Annotated in this window: 20 protein-coding genes; 13 read left to right on the top strand and 7 right to left on the bottom strand. The window is 41.3% G+C overall.

What is annotated here, in order from left to right; translation table 11 throughout:
• Nucleotides 1–652 precede the first annotated feature (652 nt).
• From DXK30_RS04555 to DXK30_RS04540, 4 genes are all read left to right on the top strand, one after another.
• Nucleotides 653–1,012: a hypothetical protein gene (locus tag DXK30_RS04555; RefSeq protein ID WP_114700633.1), complete on the top strand. Its 360-nt coding sequence runs from the start codon at nucleotides 653–655 to the stop codon at nucleotides 1,010–1,012.
• Between the two features lie 183 nt (nucleotides 1,013–1,195).
• Nucleotides 1,196–1,924, top strand: a complete 729-nt coding sequence (locus DXK30_RS04550) for a BLUF domain-containing protein (RefSeq protein ID WP_114700632.1) — start codon at nucleotides 1,196–1,198, stop codon at nucleotides 1,922–1,924.
• A gap of 4 nt (nucleotides 1,925–1,928) precedes the next feature.
• Nucleotides 1,929–2,462 carry a GTP-binding protein gene (locus tag DXK30_RS04545; RefSeq protein ID WP_114700631.1) on the top strand — a complete coding sequence of 178 codons (534 nt, stop codon included), beginning with the start codon at nucleotides 1,929–1,931 and terminating at the stop codon, nucleotides 2,460–2,462.
• An 8-nt stretch (nucleotides 2,463–2,470) separates the two neighbouring features.
• The gene (locus DXK30_RS04540) at nucleotides 2,471–2,875 is read left to right on the top strand and encodes a roadblock/LC7 domain-containing protein (protein WP_162799511.1); all 405 of its coding nucleotides are present in this window, start codon (nucleotides 2,471–2,473) and stop codon (nucleotides 2,873–2,875) included.
• Between the two features lie 105 nt (nucleotides 2,876–2,980).
• Here DXK30_RS04540 and DXK30_RS04535 read toward each other — a convergent pair whose 3' ends face one another.
• Nucleotides 2,981–3,889: a LysR family transcriptional regulator gene (locus DXK30_RS04535; RefSeq protein ID WP_240314055.1), complete on the bottom strand. Its 909-nt coding sequence runs from the start codon at nucleotides 3,887–3,889 to the stop codon at nucleotides 2,981–2,983.
• 447 nt (nucleotides 3,890–4,336) lie between these two features.
• Between DXK30_RS04535 and DXK30_RS04530 the strand changes: the two genes are divergently transcribed.
• On the top strand, nucleotides 4,337–5,050 hold the full coding sequence (locus tag DXK30_RS04530; RefSeq protein ID WP_114700628.1) for a pirin family protein: 714 nt from the start codon (nucleotides 4,337–4,339) through the stop codon (nucleotides 5,048–5,050).
• 227 nt (nucleotides 5,051–5,277) lie between these two features.
• A complete protein-coding gene (locus tag DXK30_RS04525; RefSeq protein ID WP_114700627.1) occupies nucleotides 5,278–5,889 on the top strand; it encodes a nitroreductase family protein in 612 nt (203 codons plus the stop codon).
• 197 nt (nucleotides 5,890–6,086) lie between these two features.
• Here DXK30_RS04525 and DXK30_RS04520 read toward each other — a convergent pair whose 3' ends face one another.
• The 3 genes from DXK30_RS04520 to nadR form a co-directional block, all read right to left on the bottom strand.
• A complete protein-coding gene (locus DXK30_RS04520; RefSeq protein WP_114700626.1) occupies nucleotides 6,087–6,521 on the bottom strand; it encodes an Mpo1 family 2-hydroxy fatty acid dioxygenase in 435 nt (144 codons plus the stop codon).
• Nucleotides 6,522–6,743: 222 nt separating this feature from the next.
• Nucleotides 6,744–7,475, bottom strand: coding sequence for a nicotinamide riboside transporter PnuC (gene pnuC / locus DXK30_RS04515; protein WP_114700625.1), 732 nt, complete (start codon nucleotides 7,473–7,475; stop codon nucleotides 6,744–6,746).
• A gap of 127 nt (nucleotides 7,476–7,602) precedes the next feature.
• Nucleotides 7,603–8,661 carry a multifunctional transcriptional regulator/nicotinamide-nucleotide adenylyltransferase/ribosylnicotinamide kinase NadR gene (gene nadR / locus DXK30_RS04510; protein WP_114700624.1) on the bottom strand — a complete coding sequence of 353 codons (1,059 nt, stop codon included), beginning with the start codon at nucleotides 8,659–8,661 and terminating at the stop codon, nucleotides 7,603–7,605.
• Nucleotides 8,662–9,406: 745 nt separating this feature from the next.
• Between nadR and DXK30_RS04505 the strand changes: the two genes are divergently transcribed.
• The 4 genes from DXK30_RS04505 (at nucleotide 9,407) to DXK30_RS04490 (ending at nucleotide 13,787) form a co-directional block, all read left to right on the top strand.
• Nucleotides 9,407–9,619, top strand: a complete 213-nt coding sequence (locus tag DXK30_RS04505; protein ID WP_057761485.1) for a PspC domain-containing protein — start codon at nucleotides 9,407–9,409, stop codon at nucleotides 9,617–9,619.
• 475 nt (nucleotides 9,620–10,094) lie between these two features.
• On the top strand, nucleotides 10,095–11,096 hold the full coding sequence (gene glyQ, locus DXK30_RS04500) for a glycine--tRNA ligase subunit alpha (RefSeq protein ID WP_114700702.1): 1,002 nt from the start codon (nucleotides 10,095–10,097) through the stop codon (nucleotides 11,094–11,096).
• A gap of 9 nt (nucleotides 11,097–11,105) precedes the next feature.
• Complete coding sequence (gene glyS / locus DXK30_RS04495) at nucleotides 11,106–13,199, top strand: glycine--tRNA ligase subunit beta (RefSeq protein WP_114700623.1); 2,094 nt, start codon at nucleotides 11,106–11,108, stop codon at nucleotides 13,197–13,199.
• A gap of 297 nt (nucleotides 13,200–13,496) precedes the next feature.
• Entirely contained in the window at nucleotides 13,497–13,787 is a 291-nt protein-coding gene (locus tag DXK30_RS04490; RefSeq protein ID WP_227670816.1) for a hypothetical protein, read from the top strand.
• 77 nt (nucleotides 13,788–13,864) lie between these two features.
• Here DXK30_RS04490 and DXK30_RS04485 read toward each other — a convergent pair whose 3' ends face one another.
• Together DXK30_RS04485 and DXK30_RS04480 are read right to left on the bottom strand one after the other, a co-directional pair.
• Entirely contained in the window at nucleotides 13,865–14,326 is a 462-nt protein-coding gene (locus tag DXK30_RS04485; RefSeq protein WP_114700622.1) for a cell division protein ZapA, read from the bottom strand.
• Between the two features lie 108 nt (nucleotides 14,327–14,434).
• Nucleotides 14,435–14,875, bottom strand: a complete 441-nt coding sequence (locus DXK30_RS04480; RefSeq protein ID WP_114700621.1) for a hypothetical protein — start codon at nucleotides 14,873–14,875, stop codon at nucleotides 14,435–14,437.
• 212 nt (nucleotides 14,876–15,087) lie between these two features.
• Here DXK30_RS04480 and DXK30_RS04475 point away from each other — a divergent pair, with 212 nt between their 5' ends.
• The 3 genes from DXK30_RS04475 (at nucleotide 15,088) to DXK30_RS04465 (ending at nucleotide 17,953) form a co-directional block, all read left to right on the top strand.
• Nucleotides 15,088–15,741, top strand: coding sequence for a UPF0149 family protein (locus DXK30_RS04475; protein WP_057761477.1), 654 nt, complete (start codon nucleotides 15,088–15,090; stop codon nucleotides 15,739–15,741).
• A 48-nt stretch (nucleotides 15,742–15,789) separates the two neighbouring features.
• On the top strand, nucleotides 15,790–17,058 hold the full coding sequence (argE, locus tag DXK30_RS04470; RefSeq protein ID WP_227670817.1) for an acetylornithine deacetylase: 1,269 nt from the start codon (nucleotides 15,790–15,792) through the stop codon (nucleotides 17,056–17,058).
• A 169-nt stretch (nucleotides 17,059–17,227) separates the two neighbouring features.
• The gene (locus DXK30_RS04465) at nucleotides 17,228–17,953 is read left to right on the top strand and encodes a LysE family translocator (protein ID WP_114700620.1); all 726 of its coding nucleotides are present in this window, start codon (nucleotides 17,228–17,230) and stop codon (nucleotides 17,951–17,953) included.
• Between the two features lie 202 nt (nucleotides 17,954–18,155).
• Here DXK30_RS04465 and miaB read toward each other — a convergent pair whose 3' ends face one another.
• Nucleotides 18,156–19,649 carry a tRNA (N6-isopentenyl adenosine(37)-C2)-methylthiotransferase MiaB gene (gene miaB, locus DXK30_RS04460; RefSeq protein ID WP_114700619.1) on the bottom strand — a complete coding sequence of 498 codons (1,494 nt, stop codon included), beginning with the start codon at nucleotides 19,647–19,649 and terminating at the stop codon, nucleotides 18,156–18,158.
• Nucleotides 19,650–19,978: the final 329 nt, after the last annotated feature.

The raw sequence follows: 19,978 nt of genomic DNA, 5'->3' as shown, positions 1-19,978 counted from the left end.
TCCTGACTTTTGACGATTTTATGCTGATCTTCTGTACTATCGACTTTCCAGTAGCATCATCCAATGAATAGTTGGGTGGTGCTTTTATCATTTTCATTACAACTCTTGTTGATGTTATGACTTATCATCTTTATATCTCTATAGATTAAATTTTTAAATCAACTACATTTCTATAATTTGTATTAAAAATACCTATCGAAGAGAATTTAGCATTTTTCATGCGTAAATCCTACATTGTATCTTTTAATTAAATTGTTTCGAATATTTATCAGATTCAAAGCCAAAAATATAAGTTTTACGCTCTAAAATAGAATCATTATTGATTGGTGTTACTTTTCCTACTCAGTGGTCGTTATTTGTCCTTGAGTGGTTAAGTGCAAATGTGCTCTTAGTTATTATATAGAATATAATGACTGTCACTACGGGAATCTAGCTTTATGTAAGAGTACGCTATAGTTTCTGTACCAAAAAATACATTTAATTATTCGTATTAGATTATCATAATTTTCTTAAGTATTAATAAATGCATTTAAGTTATGCTAATGGTTAGATAGTGAATAAGTTCAATAAATTTTAGTACTATTGAATTGTATAAGTGTTCCCAAAAGAGAATTATCTCATCTAAACACAAACAAATGGATAGGAATAAAGTATGTCAAATATCAATGAGTCTTTGAACGAATTAATGGATCTTGATGGTGCTATGGGTGCCTGTATTGTTGACTACATGTCAGGCATGGTACTAGGTATGATTGGCGGTGGTGTTGACTTAGAGCTGGCTGCGGCAGGTAACTCGCAGGTAGTAAAGGCAAAAGTAGCAACGATGAAGTCACTAGATATTAAAGGTGAAATTGAAGATATGTTGATTACACTAGAGTCTCAGCTGCACATCATCCGTCCTACAGCTAGCCATGAAGATTTGTTTATCTACCTAGTACTTGATAAATCAAAAGCTAACCTTGCATTGGCGCGCCGTAAAGTACAGTCAGTAGAAAAAACATTAGAAGTATAATTTAGCTAAGATCAATTAAGCCAGTCGTTGGTTTGTTGAATCCTCTTTATTACTCAGTGTATTAAAAAATTTGAGTAGTACGGTCAAATTCGTTATATACGTACTGTATATAACGAATTAAGATTTTATAACGATATATAAAATCTTAATGAAGTTTTGGATGTTCTATCAAATGGTGGCAAAATGAAATGTGTTGCATATGTCAGCAGGGTGCCTCTTAAAGATCGCAGTATTCGTATGCCTACTGGATTATCAGACATTGTTAGAGTCTCTAGTAAGCATAATCCAGAGTCAAAAATCACAGGTATCATATCCTACCGCGAAGGACAGTATCTTCAAGTGCTTGAAGGTCCTCACGCTGAAGTGGACAAGTTGATGGCCAAGATAGCATCTGATCCTAGACATGAAGATATTTGGATTTTTCTTGATCAAAATGTGACAGAGCGTAGCTTTAATACTTGGGGCGTCAGCGTGTTTGACTTTGTAGATCAAAGCGCTTTTTTTGATACTTTTATTGAAAATAATAGCGCTCTTCTAAGTAGTTTTAATGAACAGCACACAAAACGTATTCAACCCTTCTTTGATATAAAAAAATCTGACACCGCTGTCCAAAAGAATTATAAAGGCAGAAATCTTAAGTTATTGGCTTGGCCTGATTTAAATCATGAGAGTAACCCTCAATTGATTATGGATTTGTGTGTCAAACTAACTAAGAAACCGTATCCATTTGACGCGTTAGTAAATAGTGGGGAGTTTGGCTCACTTGATCAAGTCACAAAAATGATAGTAGGCTTTGAGCTATCGGGTATACTGGATGTGACAGATGCACAGCCATTAGATGAGCAAAAGGTTAGTGAAAAAAAGCCTAACAAATTTTACGGTGCGATCAAAAAATTCTTAGGAATGAGGTGAGAAATTGAATTATCAGAAGCTAGCTATCATTGGTGAAGTGGGCGCCGGAAAAACTCAAATGGTCAAGACTTTAAGTGAAATAAGTCCTTTTGAGACAGAAGCAAAGTCTAGTATTGATATTGGTAAAGAGTACACCACAGTCGGTATTGATTATGGAAGAATAACCTTATCTGATGATATGGCATTAGGTATTTATGGGGTTCCAGGTCAAGAACGTTTTTCGTTTTTGTGGGAGTTCGTAAATCATTCCTTATGGGGCTTACTTATCTTGATCAAGCATGGCGAGACACCTGACTATGCCAACTTAGACAAACTGCTACATTTTTTTGCACCAGCAAAAAAACAGACTACTTGTATCATTGGTATTACTCATTGCGAAGATGCTGATAAGCAAAGCGTGGCAGTGCTCGGACAAGAAATAAGAGTCATGCTGATGCAGCACGGTATAGTTGCACCAGTGATCAATACAGACCCTAGGAATAAAGAGTCCGCCGTGTCTCTATTATCATTATTTAATACCCTGAATAATCAAGGTTGATGTTAGATATGACTATACAAAACGAAAAAACACCAGCGAAAATAGAACTCTTAAAGCACATGAAAGCATTGTGTGAAGCCAATAGAGAAATCATATTAGTTAGCCTTTGCACCACAGATGGTTTCCCTATCAGTTGCTTTTCGATCAAAGAATTAAGTAACCAATCCGATAAGTTTGCTGCGATGAGTAGTACATTATCAGCGTTGAGTGATTCATCTGCCAGTCAAATGAAGCAAGGTAAGTGCAATATTACTATTGTTGAAGCCACTTCTGGAAATATGTTGTTTGTGAAAACGGACTATGTTGGAAAGCCATGTGTGTTGACCGTTGTGGCACAAGATAAGATGGCATTAGCAGAAGCAAGGTATAAGACTAAGAAGCTGATTGGTGAAATCTCAGCTATCACTGAGTAAAATGCTAAGAGGGCTAGGGACGTTATTTTATAGCAGTAGACGTTCTCTCAGACTGAGTGCGGCTGTGTATTCTTGGTAAGAATAAACCTGCTTAATTAGGGTCTATTAGAACTGATCCCAATATGGATTATCACCAAACCGTTTAGCGATGAAGTCGATTAAATAGCGACAACGCTGTGACAAAAAACGATTTTTTGGGTAAACGGCATAAGCACTTAATGTTGGTAGGTGGTATTGCTTTAGGATAGTTTGTAGCTCACCACTTGCGAGTTTTTTGTAAGCAAGAAAGGTAGGCATTACTGTAATGCCGTGACCTTTTACTGCCAAATCAACTAAGAATTCACCGTTGGTGGCTTTGATTTTGGCATTGAGGGTATGGTAATGTTTTTCCCCCTCCTTATCTATCAGTTCTATATTGCTGGTTTGTCCAAGACTATACTGCAGAAAATCGTGCCCTTTTAGATCCTCTAAGGTCTCAGGTACTCCTTTTCTTTTCAAGTAGTCAGGGCTTGCGCAGACGACACATCGAATCAAAGCCAGCTGCTTCGCTTGGTAACTGGAATCTTGTAACTCCCCAATTCGAATGGCAAGCTCGTATCCTTTTTCTATTAAATCAATACGTCGATCAGAAAAGTCCAGCTCAAACTTTAAACTAGGGTGTAAATTGGCATAGTCATCGATTACATCAGTTAGATGCATGATACCGAAGGATAAAGGTGCGGTCATCTTTAGCGTTCCTTCAATACGTTTAGGATCATCACTGATATGCTCATTGAGAGCATCAACGCTACTTAATATATTATTCACTTGCTGGTAATACTGTTCACCAGCTTGTGTTAGTTTAGAATGACGCGTGGTACGGTTGATCAATTGACTCCCTAGACGAGCTTCTAATTCTTTAAGGCGACGACTAACAGCTGATTTGGCCGTATTTAGTTGCTCAGCTGCTTTAGTGATACTACCTGCCTCAACAATACGTACGAACATTGCCATATCTTCTAATTGACCCATCATCAACCCCTTATAATTGTTCTGACTGTAAGAACTGACGACTTTGATTATTACGCTTTATCTAGAACGAGTCAACGCTTATGATGCTCTTAAATTTAGCTGTGCGTTCCATCAGATATATCTTTAGAAAGGGACTGTAAGTAAGAAGTAGACACTAAAATAGCTTACTTTGTGCCTACGTCAAGTACTGGTTATCATTTCAATGTCTGATGAATAGATAAACTATGATTGGCATAACCACTCCTCTGTCAGACTTTCATACAACATAGAATGTTATTGTTCTCAAAAAGAGAATAGTTATTTGCTTTTACCTTTGTTTATCTCCCATTGTCTAACTTCTATAATAAAAACATGGCTAAGATGCGTTTTGGTTACTTGTTTAGGTGTGATTTTTAACAATCATTTTTTACTGTTATAGGTAATTGGCTTATTAAACACTGAGGATAAGTTATGAAAGCGATCTATCATGCAGCAGACTCACGTGGCGATGCCAATCATGGCTGGCTTAAAAGCAGGCATACCTTTAGCTTTGCTAATTACCATAATCCTGAGCGCATGGGCTTTGGTGCCTTACGCGTTATTAATGATGATTTTGTCATTGGCGGTCAAGGGTTTGGCAATCACTCGCACCGAAACATGGAAATCATCAGTATTCCTCTATCCGGCAAGCTCGCTCACGGCGATAGTATCGGTAATGAGGGCGTCATAGAAACTGGTGAAATTCAAGTGATGTCAGCGGGTACAGGCATTACTCATAGTGAAATGAATGGTGACGATGCAGAGGCTGTGAGGTTTCTGCAGATTTGGGTAATACCAAACAAAATGAATGTCGCACCGCGTTATCAGCAAGTGCATATGGGCGATATCATGCGACCTAACGAGTTTAGCCAAGTGCTATCACCTGATGCTGATGATGCAGGGGTTTGGATTCATCAAAATGCTTGGTTTAGTATAGGTGATTTTGATAAAGGTATGTCGCCAACTTATGAGCTGAATAATCCTAATAATGGTGTCTATCTATTCGTTATTAGTGGTGAAGTAGTTGTAAATAATAATGTTTTATCCGTACGTGATGGCCTTGGTATTTGGGATATTAAAAATTTCAGCATGAAGGTAGAAGAAAGTGCGAAAATCTTAGTAATGGAGGTGCCGCTCTCTTTATAGTGACATTTCACAGTATGTTGTACCGGTCATAAGTTGCGATGAAACAACTGGTACTGCTACATGTTCTTTTAATAGAACATATAGCAGTACCACTAAAAATGTTGGTCCACTTTTTTTGATAACAGTCTTATGGCATTGTGTATTGATCATTATATGAAAGATGGGTAGTAAACTGCCTAGAGCACAGAAAATGTAAATTATTCCTAATAATAACCCGGAGAAGTATTATGTCAAATCTAAAAACACTACAGCAATTAGCAGAAAAGCGTCGCTCTATCTACGTGTTAAACAATCAGTTGCCAGTTGCTAACGAAGAAGTGGTCAATTTGGTTGAGCATGCTATCTTGCACACACCGTCTTCATTTAACTCACAATCAACACGCATTGTTGTATTGTTTGGAGATGATCACAAAAAATTGTGGGACATGACGGAAGATACATTGCGTGCGATCGTTGGTGATGAAGAAAAATTTGTTTCTACCAAAGAGAAGATTGGTAGCTTCCGCCACGGTGCTGGAACAGTGCTATTTTTCGAAGATCAAGCTGTGGTTCGAGGCATGCAAGAAGCGGCGCCGTTATATGCTGATAATTTCCCAACATGGGCAAGCCAGAGCAATGCTATGCATCAGTATGTTATTTGGACTGCGTTAGCTAGTATTGAGGTAGGTGCTAATCTACAACACTATAATCCAGTCATTGATCAAAAAGTGGCAAGCACTTGGAATATTGATCAAGATTGGGAATTGATGGCACAAATGGTCTTTGGCGGAATAGAGCAGCCAGCGGGCGATAAAGAGTTCAAGCCAGTTGAAGAGCGTATGAAAGTTTTTGGTGCTTAATATAGGGTAGTCTATTCTATATAGTCCTAAAAACTAAATAGCTCGAAAGCTTACGTAAAACAAAAAGGGCCACTCAGTAATTTCTGGGTGGCGCTTTTTTATTGGTGATATTTTCTTGTTGAGGGTGAGAATTGTAGATTTTATCAATATCCTACAGCTAAGTTAAGCTCCTGAGAAAATTACGCAAGAATTGACAGCTATTTACGCTGCATTAAACTATTAGCAACCCATGCTGGACCAATGAGTAAAAACTGTAAATCTTTAAAGAAAGAAGGTTTTTTGCCCTCGATTTTATGACCGATGAACTGGCCAATCCATGCCACGACAAATACCGCTGCCCACGCTTTAAAGCCCCACGGCATCGCTGCCATTACTGACAAACAAATAAGAATAAACATTCCCATTGCTAAAAACAGCGGCGTAGATAAGCGTAAATAAAACAATAATACCAATGCGCTTAGTACCAAGGTAAACCACACGGATAATGACATGCCCATACCTAACAGGCTGACAAAGATGGTTGGCACACATAGCCAATGGATTTTTTTATTGACCAAGTTTTGATGACTGACAGAGTACTCACTAAGCCATTGCTCTAGCGTACGTTTGGACATTTTAGGTTGACGAGACATACTAACCTCCCTGTTAGTAAATAAAATGAGTAACTCATACTAGCTAATGGACTCGCTACTGATCTCAGTATGAATATGATTGTTAACATCAGTTGTAGCACTAATTGCGCCTGTCTACCATGTTATCTGATAGACGGCACAGTCAATTTCACTCGTACTATCGATGCTATATCAGCAAGATTTTATTCAAATTCGCAAGGGTTATTTTCTACAAGAGACACGTTATCCTTGCTCACTACGGTACCATTCATAAAGGCCGATAAATGCGTTTACTTGATACACCATAGTCTGAATAGCAAAAATATAGTTACCAGACATGAGGTTCACAATGAGCCAGACAAAGTTAACAATGATCCACAGCCACCAGTTAAATGAGTAACGCAGAATCATAGCTGCCTGAGCCGTGATAGATAGCACAAAAGCAATCACGTTGATCCAAAAGAAAGAAATAAACCCTAAAAACAGACTGTTATCATCTTCTACGACCGCATAACCATAGCTCGCCAGTAGATCATTGACGGTTGGGAAAAGGGCGAGGCCTACAATAATAAATGCAGCAGTGATTAACCAGACAGCCTTACTCGCTGATTTGGGTATCATGTCGCCATCAGGATCGGTGTGCTTCGACCAATAAAAGATACCGTAGACATGGGTAAAAAAGTTAAATAGTGGAGCAAGCATCAAACCAACTGCACCAGACGTTGCCTGTACGATGACTTCGCCAGCCGTTGCTCCCATACCAAAGCCATTGCCCATGACGTTTTTGCGGAATGACAATGACACCACGCAAACCAAACCAATAAACGAGACCGCTAAATAAAACCAATCAAGCGTAGTATGGTCTGTGGTGAGCCAAAAACCTGCGGACAAGGCAATAACACCGCAAATAAACCAAATGATAATCCATTGCATCGCCCATTTTCCGGTGATGTTGTCCAATAGTTGGATACGCATAGTTTCTTCCTCTAAAGTAAATACTGATGTCAATATAGTGCTAACTGTCATGCGCTAGTTGAATAACATGTGCTAGTTGAATAACATATGCTAGTGAATAAATTATTATAAATATGCTTAGTACAGTTTATGATTTTTTGCCATAGACATATTGATCAATCAATAGTAATGCTTGCTGATAGCGAGCATCATAGTCGGGCTGATCGATCATATACGGCGTAATATCGTGACGCGCAAAAATATCTATCAAACGCTGCTCAAAGCGTCCACGAGCTTCAGGCGTGCCCAAAGATCGCATACCATCATCAATCCATGGCGTATTGTTGTCTAGTATGATGGTGTGGTCTAAACGAAACTCATCAATACAAGCAGCCACAAAAGGGTGCGTGCGACCCTCGTATTCTTCACAAAATGCTTGCGTAGTGACAAAGTCAGTATCAACGATAGTAATAGGGGCCGTTGCATTGGCTTTAGCTTCTCGGATTGCCTCAGCATGATCAAGACATATAGGGCCATAATCACTGTACTGTAATCCAACCTCGCTACCGCCCAAATCCGTACCGACATACAGACGACCCATTTCTAGGGCAAAGCTGGCACCGTAATAATTGGCAAGCTTATGGACTAGCGTCGTCTTGCCTGAGCTTTCACCGCCGACGATAGCGACAGTCTTGGTATAGTCGACGCGCGCTTGCGGATGAAGTGCTGACCAGTGGGCAACTGGATCACGCGCAATCGCATAAGAGTCAAACTCAGACTGTAGCGGCGTAGTAACGACTGGCAAAAGCAACTGCTCTTGTATGTCATTGTGAGTGAGCGGATGGTTGTCCGCCATAAACAATACAGTCTCTGCTGACAGTGATAATGCGTCTATTAAACGTTGCAATTTGGCATTACTAGCAGCGACATCAATACTGACATCCTCATTAGCATTGTAGAGGTGTTCGTGCAGCGGCAGCTCGATCTCATGAGTGGTGTGAATATGAATAAAGGGTAAATCGGCACAGGCCATCTGTAGCCAACGCGCTTTGTCTTGTAAGGTAATGGTAAAATCTGGATGCGGCGCTGGATGCGCCATAATAACGATATGTAAGGTTTTGGCTTGTCCTGCTGCATCCAATATGCTGCGCATCTGCCCTAAATGTAGGGGCTCGAAATGTCCAATCATCAATCCAGTGTCGTACATAGTTATCCTTATTATTTTTTTATTCTAATCTCAGTGTTCCATGTCTATTCCAAAAAATACGGTCGATGCTGTCTAAGTTGAATGATCCAAACTAGACATCTATCAAGATCCAAATCAGCAATCTATTAAGAACAGTAATACCAACCACGTTCTTTACTTCTACTATTCTTCGTAAAGGTATTTTTATCTAATAGTTGAGCGGCGTCCTAGTTTTTATTATAGAACGTCTGAAAACCTAAGTTGTTTATCAGCATGGTATAAAGGTTTTAGATGATTTGCAGGTGGGTTATTGTAAAAATACGGTATATCGCACGTACACGGAATCGCAGGTTTTTTAATTGAGGATTTTTTAACTGAGCAAAGTTGGTTAGCTAAAAGGTTATTCAGACTATCAAAATTTTGACTCGATTTTAGCGTTGTAAAGCAAGCTTATCTCTTTGATTAAATTAAAAATAACAAGATATGTGAGGCTAGATTGCAAGGTTGTAGCAACAAAGATGGTTTTGAAACATTTTGAAATAACTATTTAAAATCAGGGGTTTGCGTGGTGTTTTGACAGGTTAGGGTAAGCTTGAGTAGCATAAACTCACAAAGTACTGCTATACCTTCAACAGATAAATCCTGAATTATTGATATACTGATTCGTAAGTTAGCAAAGCAAGATAATGTTTTAGCTGAATACTTAAGATAACTAGAAATATAGAATAAAAAATAAACAAGAATAGAAAATAGAGAGGTATTTGATTTGGCTAAGTTAGCAAAATTACATCGCTCACCAAACAATCGCATGATAGCAGGTGTGATGGGTGGCATTGCAGAATATGCTGGTTGGTCGCCAACATGGGTGAGAGTATTATTCGTAATCATCTCATCGTTAAGCGCAGCAGTACCAGGTATTTTGATTTATATCATCTTATGGATAATTATGCCAAAAGCCAATAGTCAGTCTTATCAATAATGGGAGCCTGATAGTTATTTCTAAAATCAGATTTTTTAAAATTAGGTTTTTTGAACCAGTTAAAGAGTCAAGTTTAAGTTAGACGTAGCTGCTAAAAACAGTAGACCTCCAAAAAATAAAAAGCCTGATCAATCAGGATGCCCAAGATACAATTTTCCTCCTGCCCGAATGCTAGCGCATTTGGGTATTTTTTTATTCATTATATTAGTGCGAATTCTATGATGATTTGCCTGCAAATACGCTATACAACCGAGGTTTTGTGCCCACTATGCAAATTTAGTTGATGTAAATATGGATAAAATAGTCAATTTTTAGTAAGGTGAGCAGGCAGATAGAGTCGTTGCCGAATAGGTCGCGCGTGCGCTATCAGAGATTTATTTAATAATACTCATTTCACAGTGGCTTTACTATGAAAACCGAAACTATGACATCCCAAGCGATAACCCCGATGACACAAGATAAAGACTCTCAACCGATGACTTTTCAAGATTTAATCTTAACTTTGCAAAATTATTGGGCCGATAAAGGCTGCGTTGTATTGCAGCCCTACGACATGGAGGTCGGTGCAGGTACTTTTCATACCGCGACTTTTTTGCGCTCACTAGGTCCTGAGCGCTGGAATGCGGCCTATGTTCAGCCATCACGTCGTCCCACTGACGGGCGCTATGGTGATAACCCTAACCGCCTGCAGCATTATTATCAGTTCCAAGTCGTGCTAAAGCCAAATCCACCGAACATCCAAGAGCTGTATTTGGACTCACTACGAGCCATTGGTATTGATCCGTTAGTGCATGATGTGCGCTTTGTAGAAGACAACTGGGAATCGCCAACGCTTGGTGCGTGGGGACTTGGTTGGGAGATTTGGCTAAACGGTATGGAAGTCACGCAGTTCACGTACTTCCAGCAAGTCGGTGGTATCGAGTGCTTCCCAGTCACTGGCGAAATCACTTACGGACTTGAGCGTTTGGCCATGTATGTACAGGGCGTCGATAGCGTTTATGATTTGGTCTGGGCAGATGGTGAGTTTGGCCGTGTCACCTATGGCGATGTCTTTCATCAAAACGAAGTCGAGCAGTCTACCTACAACTTTGAGCACGCTGATGTGCCAATGATGGGCGAGATGTTTGATTTTTATGAGCAACAAGCAGACAAATTGGTCGATGCAGGATTGCCGTTACCAGCTTATGAGATGGTATTAAAAGCATCTCATGCGTTTAACTTGCTTGATGCACGTGGCGCTATTTCAGTGACTGAACGTCAGCGTTTTATCCTGCGTGTGCGTACGCTTGCTCGTAAGGTTGCTTTTGGTTATGTCGAAGCTCGTGCCAAATTGGGCTTTCCGTTGGCTGATGAAGAGCATCGCCAAGCCGCGCTCGATAAGTATTTACCAAAAGAAGACGTGGCAGCAGACAGCTTAGCAGCAGACGGCATAGCAAAAGAAACTACTGACACTAACCAATCTACTAACTATAAATAGGAGCATCCCATGAGTATTATTCTATTTGAACTGGGGTGTGAAGAGCTACCTCCAAAAAGCCTAAAACCACTACGTGATGCGCTACAAGCCAGTGTTACTGAGCAATTAACTACAGCAGATATAACCTTTGATAGTATCAAAGCCTTTGCTGCTCCGCGACGTTTGGCAATTCAGATTCAAGGTATTAGCGATAAGCAGCCTGATCGTACAGAACAAAAACGTGGCCCTGCGATCAAAGCGGCGTTTGATGCAGAGGGCAATCCAACACGTGCGGCCATGGGTTTTGCCAAAGGCTTAGGTATTGAAGCTAGCGAGCTTACGACGATTAATACCGACAAAGGTGACTATGTCGGTTTTGAGCAGACTATCCGTGGTCAAGCGACCACTGAGTTACTGCCTGCTATTTTTCAGACCGCGCTAGATAATTTGCCAATTGCTAAGCGTATGCGCTCAGGCGCTAGCCGCAACGAGTTTGTACGTCCAGTACAGTGGGCAGTATTGATGCAGGATGATACTGTCATCGATGCCACTATCCAAGGTCATCAGACTGGTACGCAAACGCGTGGTCATCGCTTCCACAGCCCTGACTACCATAACATTGCTCATGCCAATGACTATGAAGAATTACTAAGTGGTTTAAAAGTAGTGGCAGATTTTGATAAGCGTCAAATGCTGATCAAAAACCAAGTAAAAGCATTGGCAGATGAAGTTAATTCTGATGCCATCGTACCGCAAGATTTATTAGACGAAGTCACCGCATTGGTTGATTTCCCAATTGCGCTACGAGCAAGCTTTGAAGCGCGCTTTTTACAAGTACCGCAAGAAGCGCTTATCTCGACCATGCAAGCGGATCAAAAGTATTTTTGCTTGACGGATAAGAATGGCAAGCTGCAGCCGTATTTCATTTTTATTACCAATATTGAATCAAAAGACCCTAATCAGATTATCGAAGGTAATGAAAAAGTTGTACGTCCACGTTTGGCTGATGCAGAGTTTTTCTTCTTGCAAGATCAAAAGCAGCCATTGTTTGCACTCACAGAGAGCCTAAAAAATCGCGTATTCCAAGACAAATTGGGGACGATTTGGGAGAAGTCTGAGCGTATTGCCAAGCTGGCAGCATTCATCGCCACGTTGATGCAGCAGCAAGGCCACGATATAAATGTTGATGAAACCGTACGTGCAGGCATTTTGTCTAAAGCAGATTTGGCCAGCTCACTCGTTGGTGAATATCCTGAACTGCAAGGTATCGCAGGCACTTATTATGCACGCCTAAATGATGAGCCAGCAGCGGTCGCCGCCAGTTTGGAGGAGCAATATCTGCCTAAGTTCAGTGGCGATTTGCTACCACAAACGCCGATTGGTATTTGCTTAGCGTTAGCTGATCGTTTAGATACATTGGTTGGGATTTTTGCGATTGACCAAGCGCCAACGGGTTCAAAGGATCCGTTTAGCTTACGTCGTTCTGCTATTGGTATCTTGCGTATTTTGATTGAAAAGCAGTTGCCGATTAATTTGGTTGCGCTTGTTGAGCAAGCGATTAAAGGCTATAGTGATGCTGAAGGTAGCAAGATTGCCAAAATGGGTGATACCTTTACCCAAGTCATGGCATTCCTAAACTCGCGCTACCGTGCGATGTATACAGAGCAGGGCGTTAACGTCGATACGATTCAGGCAGTGCAAGCGATTAACCCGCATATGCCGCTTGATTTTGATCAGCGTATCCGTGCAGTGCAAGCATTTAGCGAGCTATCACAAGCGTCGATGTTGGCTGACTCAAACAAGCGCGTTTCTAATATATTGGCCAAGTCAGAAGTGAGCGTGGCTGATACAGTCGATGAAGCGCTACTGTCTGAATCTGCTGAGCAAAACTTATATGCAAATGTGCAGCAAGCACAGACAGTGGTACAACCATTGCTTGAGCAAGCGGACTATACGCAAGTATTGCAAACGCTTGCTAGCTTAGATGAGCCGTTGACACAGTTCTTTGATCAAGTAATGGTCAACAGCGAAGATGCTGCACTTAAAAACAATCGTTTGGCATTGCTAAAGCAGGTTCGCGCCTTGTTCTTGACGGTAGCCGATATCAGTGAGCTACAGCTGTAATCCTGTTAAAGCCTGATCGTTACTTTAACCTGATTAGTGCTTTAACTTGACGGTTACTTTTAATAAAAAACCTGGCTTATCGAGGCCAGGTTTTTTGTTATACAGTTGACTGGTTTGCTAGTACAGTTATCCAGTAGGTATAACTCGTCCGTTAGCGCAATTAGCAATTAAACGGCAAAGGCATTGTATTGTTACTATTATTGACGGTAAAATTTATGCTATCAAAACGTATTAAATAATCTTATTTAGTAGATTTCGTTATTTCTCACGTTTACCCGTAATCGAAGGAGCACTGCCGTGTTTGCTGTTATTATTGTCATCCTTATTATTTGGGCTTCAATGTGGGCTTTTTATAAGTTTATGTACCCGCGTGCGCCTAAGAGTATGATGCCAAAAGAAGGGGATGTGACCACTCCGCGTCAGTGCAATTTCTGTGGCAACAGCTTGGCTGAATATCGCGGCGTACTTGAAACCAAACCAAGTACAGCTACCGATGGCAGCGTTGAAGCGAACCAAGAGTTATTCTTTTGCAATTATGAGCATCAGGCAGACTTTCACGCAGGCAAGACCTACACGCCTTATGCATAAATAGATAAATAATTGACCAAAAAAAGCGCCTAACTTTATTAGCTAGGCGCTTATGTGTTTAATACAGTACGATGCATCTATAGAATAGAATGAGCATCTTTCATAATTTTATTGAGCAATGCCTCGGACTGTTTGTCTTTCTGCAAGCGATCTTCATCACTTCTTTGATTGGCATGGATTTTTTCATACAAGTTTAAGCAGCACAGTACCAGTATGCTTTCTTGACTGAGGCTTGGCGCATCTCTTTTTAGATCGAGCGCATAGTTGTTGATATACGAAACCGCTGACAGTAGCTCTTCTTGCTCATGTACAGGACAAAATATCGGATAAGTAACCCCAGCAATCGCAATATCTACTTTTTTGATTTGTGGTTCTGGCGCTTTAGGTGTTTTGGTATTAGATTGTGCCATGGCGCTTGATATATCTGATGCTGCTGGTGTCGTTTTTTGCGCTGGTACTGGCGCACTTGTTACTGGTGCACTTGGCGCTTGAGTATTTTTTGGTTGTTTTTCTATCGATTTGCTTTGGTCATCGGTCATGATAAATCCTACAATGTTTGGTCAGTGAAATGAGTGATATCAGATTTTACAAATAGCATTTGGCAGTTTAATAAGCAGTACGTCTTTGCTATCTGCTACAAGAAAACGTTAGACTTCTGCTTGATCGATACGGGTTAGGCGCTGTAATACGACTTGCGTACGCTCGGCTGCCAATTGGTTCTTCTTTTGTAGTTCACTGTTTTGTTGTTTGATATCGCTATACTGCTGTTTTAGCTCATTATTGTGTTGTTGCAGCTCGCTGTTTTGTTGTTGTAATTGACTGATCTGTTTTTGCAGTTTGTCTTGTTCTTCACCGATCATATGGTGCGCTTCTGCAAGACTTTGATAGCGCTTGTCGAGATCGTTCAGTTGTTTTTTGGCACCGTCACGTTCGTTATGACTGTTATCTAATTTGGTTTTTAGGGCGGCAAATTCTTTGGAATCAGTAACAGGGTGTTGTTTTAAGCTGCTAAGTTCAGCACTGACAAGCTGATACTGTTTTTTGATGTCGAGTACCATTTTTTCTAATATTCTAAGTTGATCATACATAGTCAGTTTTTATCCTTAACAAGTAAGCGTGAATGAATTTTGTTCGCTGCATTTAATAATGCCATAGGTGACCGCATAATATCTATATCAACAAAGTAATTACAAGCATCAGGCTTTGTCTTTTCACTTTTATTTATCGATGATTTGTCCATGACATTTTATCGCGACTATTTTTATTTTATGAGCAGTAATCAATTACTAGGACATCTATTATGAATGATAATATCTCTGGCTGGAATACTTGGCTGACTGCGTTTGATGATTGGACTGACGTGTCTATCAGCGAAGTGCATGGCATGATGACAGGGCTTATGACGGCTTGTAATGCACCCGACGAAGCAACTTGGGCTAAGGTGTTTGAAGAGCTCAGCTTTGCCCCGCTACCAGAGCCTGCATTGACCTTGCTGACAGAAGAAGCGGAAGACATCGTGTTTCAGCTAAAAGACAAAGATGATGCCTACGCGTATATGCCGCTCATCCCCGATGATGAACATGATTTATACGAGCGCGTGATGGCGTTGAAACAGTGGGCAAACGGTTTTATGACCGGTTTTGGTATTACTGATTGTGGTTTGACCAGCGAAGAAAACGAGATGCTATCTGATTTGGCTAAGATTGGCGCAATTCGTCTCGAAGATGATGAGGATTTTGAAGGTGGTGAAGAGTCTTATCTTTATATCTATGAATTTGCTCGTATGGTACCAGTAAGCTTTGCCACGCGTAAACGTAAGGCTGTCAAAGATATCGCGCTCATCGCGGGTTTATCTATCGATGCCAAAACAACCAAAGAGCTACAAGCAGAAGGTAAGCTACCAAAACCAATGCCGCCAGTGGTTGATGTGATGAATCATAACAATCCATCGTAAGGCAGCTCTGTCACAGCATAGTTCTGAAAATTGTAGTAAGGATATTTTATGATCCAAATTAACAGTAGTAATAGCGATAATGTGAATAGTAGCAGCGATGTCCAGCTGAAAAGTGTCGAACATCCTACTCAAAGCCTTGATTGGCTAACACGTCTCATCGCCTTTGATACGGTCAGTCGTCACTCTAATTTGGCTTTGATTAATGATGTAAAGTCGTACTGTGAGCAGTTAGGTTTGACGGTAGATTTGACCTTTAATGAGGCTAAAACCAAAGCCAATTTGTTTGTGACCGTACCAGCTGGTGAGAATGCTGATACTATCAATAACGGTCTGGTCTTATCAGGTCATACTGACGTTGTGCCAGTTGATGGACAAGCGTGGTCTTCAGAGCCATTTACCGCGACGATACGTGGTGATAAGCTATATGGTCGCGGTGCGTGTGATATGAAGGGCTTTATCGCTTGTGCGCTAACAGTATTGCCACAAGCCGTGCAGTTATCGAACAGCGGTCAGCTACGTCGTCCATTACATTTAGCATTGTCGTTCGATGAAGAGGTTGGCTGTTTGGGTGCGCCATTGATTTTGGCTGACCTAAAAGCACGTGGTATCACGCCTGATTATTGTATCGTTGGTGAGCCGACCAATATGGCTATGGTAGTTGCACACAAAGGCATCGCAGTTTATCGTTGCCGTGTACATGGCAAGTCGGCGCATTCTTCATTAATTGCACAAGGTGTCAATGCTATTAGCTATGCTAGCAGATTGGTCGGCTACGTAGATACGCTTGCTGAAGAGCTGAGCGCTCGTGATGATAACGATGCCTTATTTACGGTGCCATATTCGACATTGTCAGTAGGTACCATACATGGTGGCACAGCGACCAATATCGTGCCCAACTTATGCGAGTTTACTTTCGACTATCGTAACCTGCCGCACATGACGCAAGACGATATACTAGCGCCCATTCAGGCAAAAGTTGCTGAGCTAAATGCGCAAATGCAAGCACGTGCACCTGAAACGGGCATCGAGCTGATGCAAGAAGAGAGCGTTCCTGCCATGATGGATAATGACAGCGCTGAGCTACAGTCATTAATAGCGGCGCTGACTGGTGACGACGAGCGTCATAAAGTCGCTTACGCGACTGAAGGCGGTCAGTTTACCAATGCAGGTATCCCAACGATTATCTGTGGCCCTGGTAGTATTGAACAGGCACACAAAGCGGATGAGTATGTGGAGCTTAGCGAAATTGAACGCTGCGATGCGTTCTTAAAGAAGTTGTTAGATAGCTGTACGACTCAGCCGTCCATGCAGTCATAATTATTCAGAAGAATGCGTGTCGTTCCTTTAACAACTTTTGCGAGACTTTTTGATATATAGGTATAAATAACACCGTCTCAATGGCGGTGTTTATTTTTTAGTCGCATATTTAAGTCGTATAGCCTTTCGTATTAGAACCATTTACACATGACAAAGTAGGGGTGGGTTGATGTCTTGGCATCTGTTTGCAGTGTTTTTCGCAAGTACGTTTTTTATCTCGGCGACCCCTGGTCCTAATATGCTGCTGGCATTTCAGTACGGCATGAACTATGGTGTCAAACGAACCTTATGGACGCTAGCAGGTCTGAGCCTTGGTTTGTTTGTATTACTGCTATCGACACTGCTTGGTTTGGACGTAATTAGTCGCCAGTCACCTTGGCTACTGACCATTATCAAAGCCGTGGGTGCGGCATATTTAATCTATCTAGGTATCAGCTCATGGCGCGATGCTGACGACGGTAGCTTGATGAGTGATGCCAAAGAGTTAAGTGCCGAGGTAGCAGCAGACTATGCTGCTACTGATGGAGCGCCTACATCGCAGCCGCGTTCGCTCTCTAGTGCTGCTACTAAAATAGCGCCGAGCAATACTACCTTGTTTCGTACTGGCGTTTGGGTGTCACTATCTAATCCGAAAGCCATTTTGTTCTTTGCGGCCTTTTTTCCTAAATTTATCAATTTTAGCGCGCCACTATGGCCACAATATGTCCTATTGACCATCGGCTTGTTTTTGAGTGAAACCATTTGGCAAATCGTATATACACTAGGTGGCAAAAAGCTAGCAAGTTGGCTTGATGTTGGTAATCGCTTAGCGTGGCTCAATCGTGGTTGCGGGGTGATATTTATAATTATTGCTGCCGCTTTATTGGCTGAAGTGATAAATAGTTTTATGGTATAAAAGGTGGTATTCACGAAAAAAAAGATATCGATATTGTCCGAAAAAAACATCGTCGCGAGACCAAGCAAAAATTGCGACGGACAGATTGGTTATCAGAATAGTGATAGTTAATATTCACGCACAAAAAAGCCGTTCGCTATACTAGTGAACGGCTTTTTTATTCTTACTCAAAATTATAACTTAACTACTGTTACCTTAACCACTATGCTAATACTTCGATTAGCTCACCTTTCACCATGTGCGGGCTGACAAAATCAGTAATACGTACGCTCACAAGTTTACCTAATAGCTCATCCATTTTCTCGACATCATGAGGGAACATAACGGTACGAGTGTTATCTGCCGTACCGATTAAGCAATCAGGATGACGGTTGGCAACTTGTTCAACCAAGACGCGTGTCGTCGTACCGACCATTTCATGCGTTTTAGCAAGTGTTGAGTCAATGATGACTTTCTGAAATTCAGCCAAGCGGGCTTTTTTGGTCGTGAAGCTTACATCATCTGGCAACTCAGCGGCTGGCGTACCTGGACGCTTCGAGTAGATAAAGCTGTAAGAGTGATCGAAATTCAATTCTTTTGCCAAGTTCAAGGTATCTTGGAAGTCTTGTTCGGTCTCACCTGGGAAGCCAATAATAAAGTCGCTCGATAAGTGAATATCAGGACGAATGGCTTTAAGCTTATTGATCTGATTGATATACACATCAATCGTATGGTTGCGCTTCATCGCTGCCAAGATAGCGTTTGAGCCACTCTGAACAGGTAAATGTAAGTGTGAAACCAGCTCTGGCAATTGTGCATACGCATCAATGATGTCATCAGTGAACTCTAGCGGATGGCTAGTCGTATAGCGAATACGCTCAACACCGTCGACATGTGATACATAGTGCAATAGCTCAGAGAAACGGCAAATGCTGCCATCGTCTTTTTCACCGCGATAACCGTTGACGTTTTGACCTAATAGGTTGATTTCACGGATACCTTGAGCGGCAAGGCTGTCAATCTCAGCCAATACGTCATCAAGTGGACGCGATAATTCTTCACCGCGCGTATAAGGAACGACGCAGAATGAGCAATACTTTGAACAGCCTTCCATAATAGAGACAAATGCTTTGTAGCCTTCTACTCTTGGCTCTGGCAAAAAGTCAAACTTCTCGATGCTAGGGAATGACACATCAATCGTACCGATACGGTTTTTAGGCGCGATTTCACGCTGTTCGTTTGATTGATCGTACAGCTCTGGCAGGCGATGCAAAGTTTGCGGGCCAAATACCATGTCGACATAAGGCGCACGTTTTTGAATATTATCGCCTTCTTGTGAAGCCACACAGCCACCAACACCAATGACGAGGTCAGGGCGTTTTTCTTTTAGCTTGCGCCAGCGACCCAATTCTGAAAAGACTTTCTCTTGCGCTTTTTCGCGGATAGAGCAGGTGTTCATCAGTAGTACATCGGCCTCATCGATATCATGAGTCACTTCCATACCATGTGAGTCGCCTAGCACGTCTAGCATTTTGCCAGAGTCATAGACATTCATCTGACAGCCTTGGGTGGTGACAAAAACCTTTTTTGTCGCTGCTTTTTCGACAGGCGCTTGGGCTGAACTTGCTTCTTTGAGTGCAGTGACAGCACGTGCGGTGACAGTCGTCTCAGCAACAGCATCGTCATCGATGCGGGGATTGAATACAGTAACACTCATAAGGATAAGTCCATGATTGACCAAAAATATAGCGGAGTAGCCGATTAACAGGTGGCGTATTTTATCACAACCCTGTGCCAATGTGAAAAATTAGCACGAGCGATAGGTCCTCAATATGATAAATAATTCATAGCAGTATCAATTATTTACTGTCGTTCATATTACTATTCATAGAAACTGCGGCTCATTATCACTTCTATGTTACACCGTGCTGTCCTATTTATTAACAAAAGGTAAAGGAGATAGTTGAAAGCACAATGAGTATAGTATGATGATTGCTATACCCTTGGCGGTACTTAGCGAACCGTTATTCACATATTTGTAGAGAT

Source organism: Psychrobacter proteolyticus (genome assembly GCF_003350005.1).
In the GTDB taxonomy this organism is placed as follows: Bacteria; Pseudomonadota; Gammaproteobacteria; order Pseudomonadales; family Moraxellaceae; genus Psychrobacter; species Psychrobacter proteolyticus.
Note: the sequence above shows the minus strand (reverse complement) of the source record. Positions and strands in the feature narration are given on the sequence as shown.

Coding starts and splice junctions, on each gene's coding strand:
- DXK30_RS04555 (WP_114700633.1), top strand. CDS start 653: ATGTCAAATATCAATGAGTCTTTGAACGAATTAATGGATCTTGATGGT.
- DXK30_RS04550 (WP_114700632.1), top strand. CDS start 1,196: ATGAAATGTGTTGCATATGTCAGCAGGGTGCCTCTTAAAGATCGCAGT.
- DXK30_RS04540 (WP_162799511.1), top strand. CDS start 2,471: ATGACTATACAAAACGAAAAAACACCAGCGAAAATAGAACTCTTAAAG.
- DXK30_RS04535 (WP_240314055.1), bottom strand. CDS start 3,889: ATGATGGGTCAATTAGAAGATATGGCAATGTTCGTACGTATTGTTGAG.
- DXK30_RS04530 (WP_114700628.1), top strand. CDS start 4,337: ATGAAAGCGATCTATCATGCAGCAGACTCACGTGGCGATGCCAATCAT.
- DXK30_RS04525 (WP_114700627.1), top strand. CDS start 5,278: ATGTCAAATCTAAAAACACTACAGCAATTAGCAGAAAAGCGTCGCTCT.
- DXK30_RS04520 (WP_114700626.1), bottom strand. CDS start 6,521: ATGTCTCGTCAACCTAAAATGTCCAAACGTACGCTAGAGCAATGGCTT.
- pnuC (WP_114700625.1), bottom strand. CDS start 7,475: ATGCGTATCCAACTATTGGACAACATCACCGGAAAATGGGCGATGCAA.
- nadR (WP_114700624.1), bottom strand. CDS start 8,661: ATGTACGACACTGGATTGATGATTGGACATTTCGAGCCCCTACATTTA.
- glyQ (WP_114700702.1), top strand. CDS start 10,095: ATGACTTTTCAAGATTTAATCTTAACTTTGCAAAATTATTGGGCCGAT.
- glyS (WP_114700623.1), top strand. CDS start 11,106: ATGAGTATTATTCTATTTGAACTGGGGTGTGAAGAGCTACCTCCAAAA.
- DXK30_RS04485 (WP_114700622.1), bottom strand. CDS start 14,326: ATGACCGATGACCAAAGCAAATCGATAGAAAAACAACCAAAAAATACT.
- DXK30_RS04480 (WP_114700621.1), bottom strand. CDS start 14,875: ATGTATGATCAACTTAGAATATTAGAAAAAATGGTACTCGACATCAAA.
- DXK30_RS04475 (WP_057761477.1), top strand. CDS start 15,088: ATGAATGATAATATCTCTGGCTGGAATACTTGGCTGACTGCGTTTGAT.
- argE (WP_227670817.1), top strand. CDS start 15,790: ATGATCCAAATTAACAGTAGTAATAGCGATAATGTGAATAGTAGCAGC.
- DXK30_RS04465 (WP_114700620.1), top strand. CDS start 17,228: ATGTCTTGGCATCTGTTTGCAGTGTTTTTCGCAAGTACGTTTTTTATC.
- miaB (WP_114700619.1), bottom strand. CDS start 19,649: ATGAGTGTTACTGTATTCAATCCCCGCATCGATGACGATGCTGTTGCT.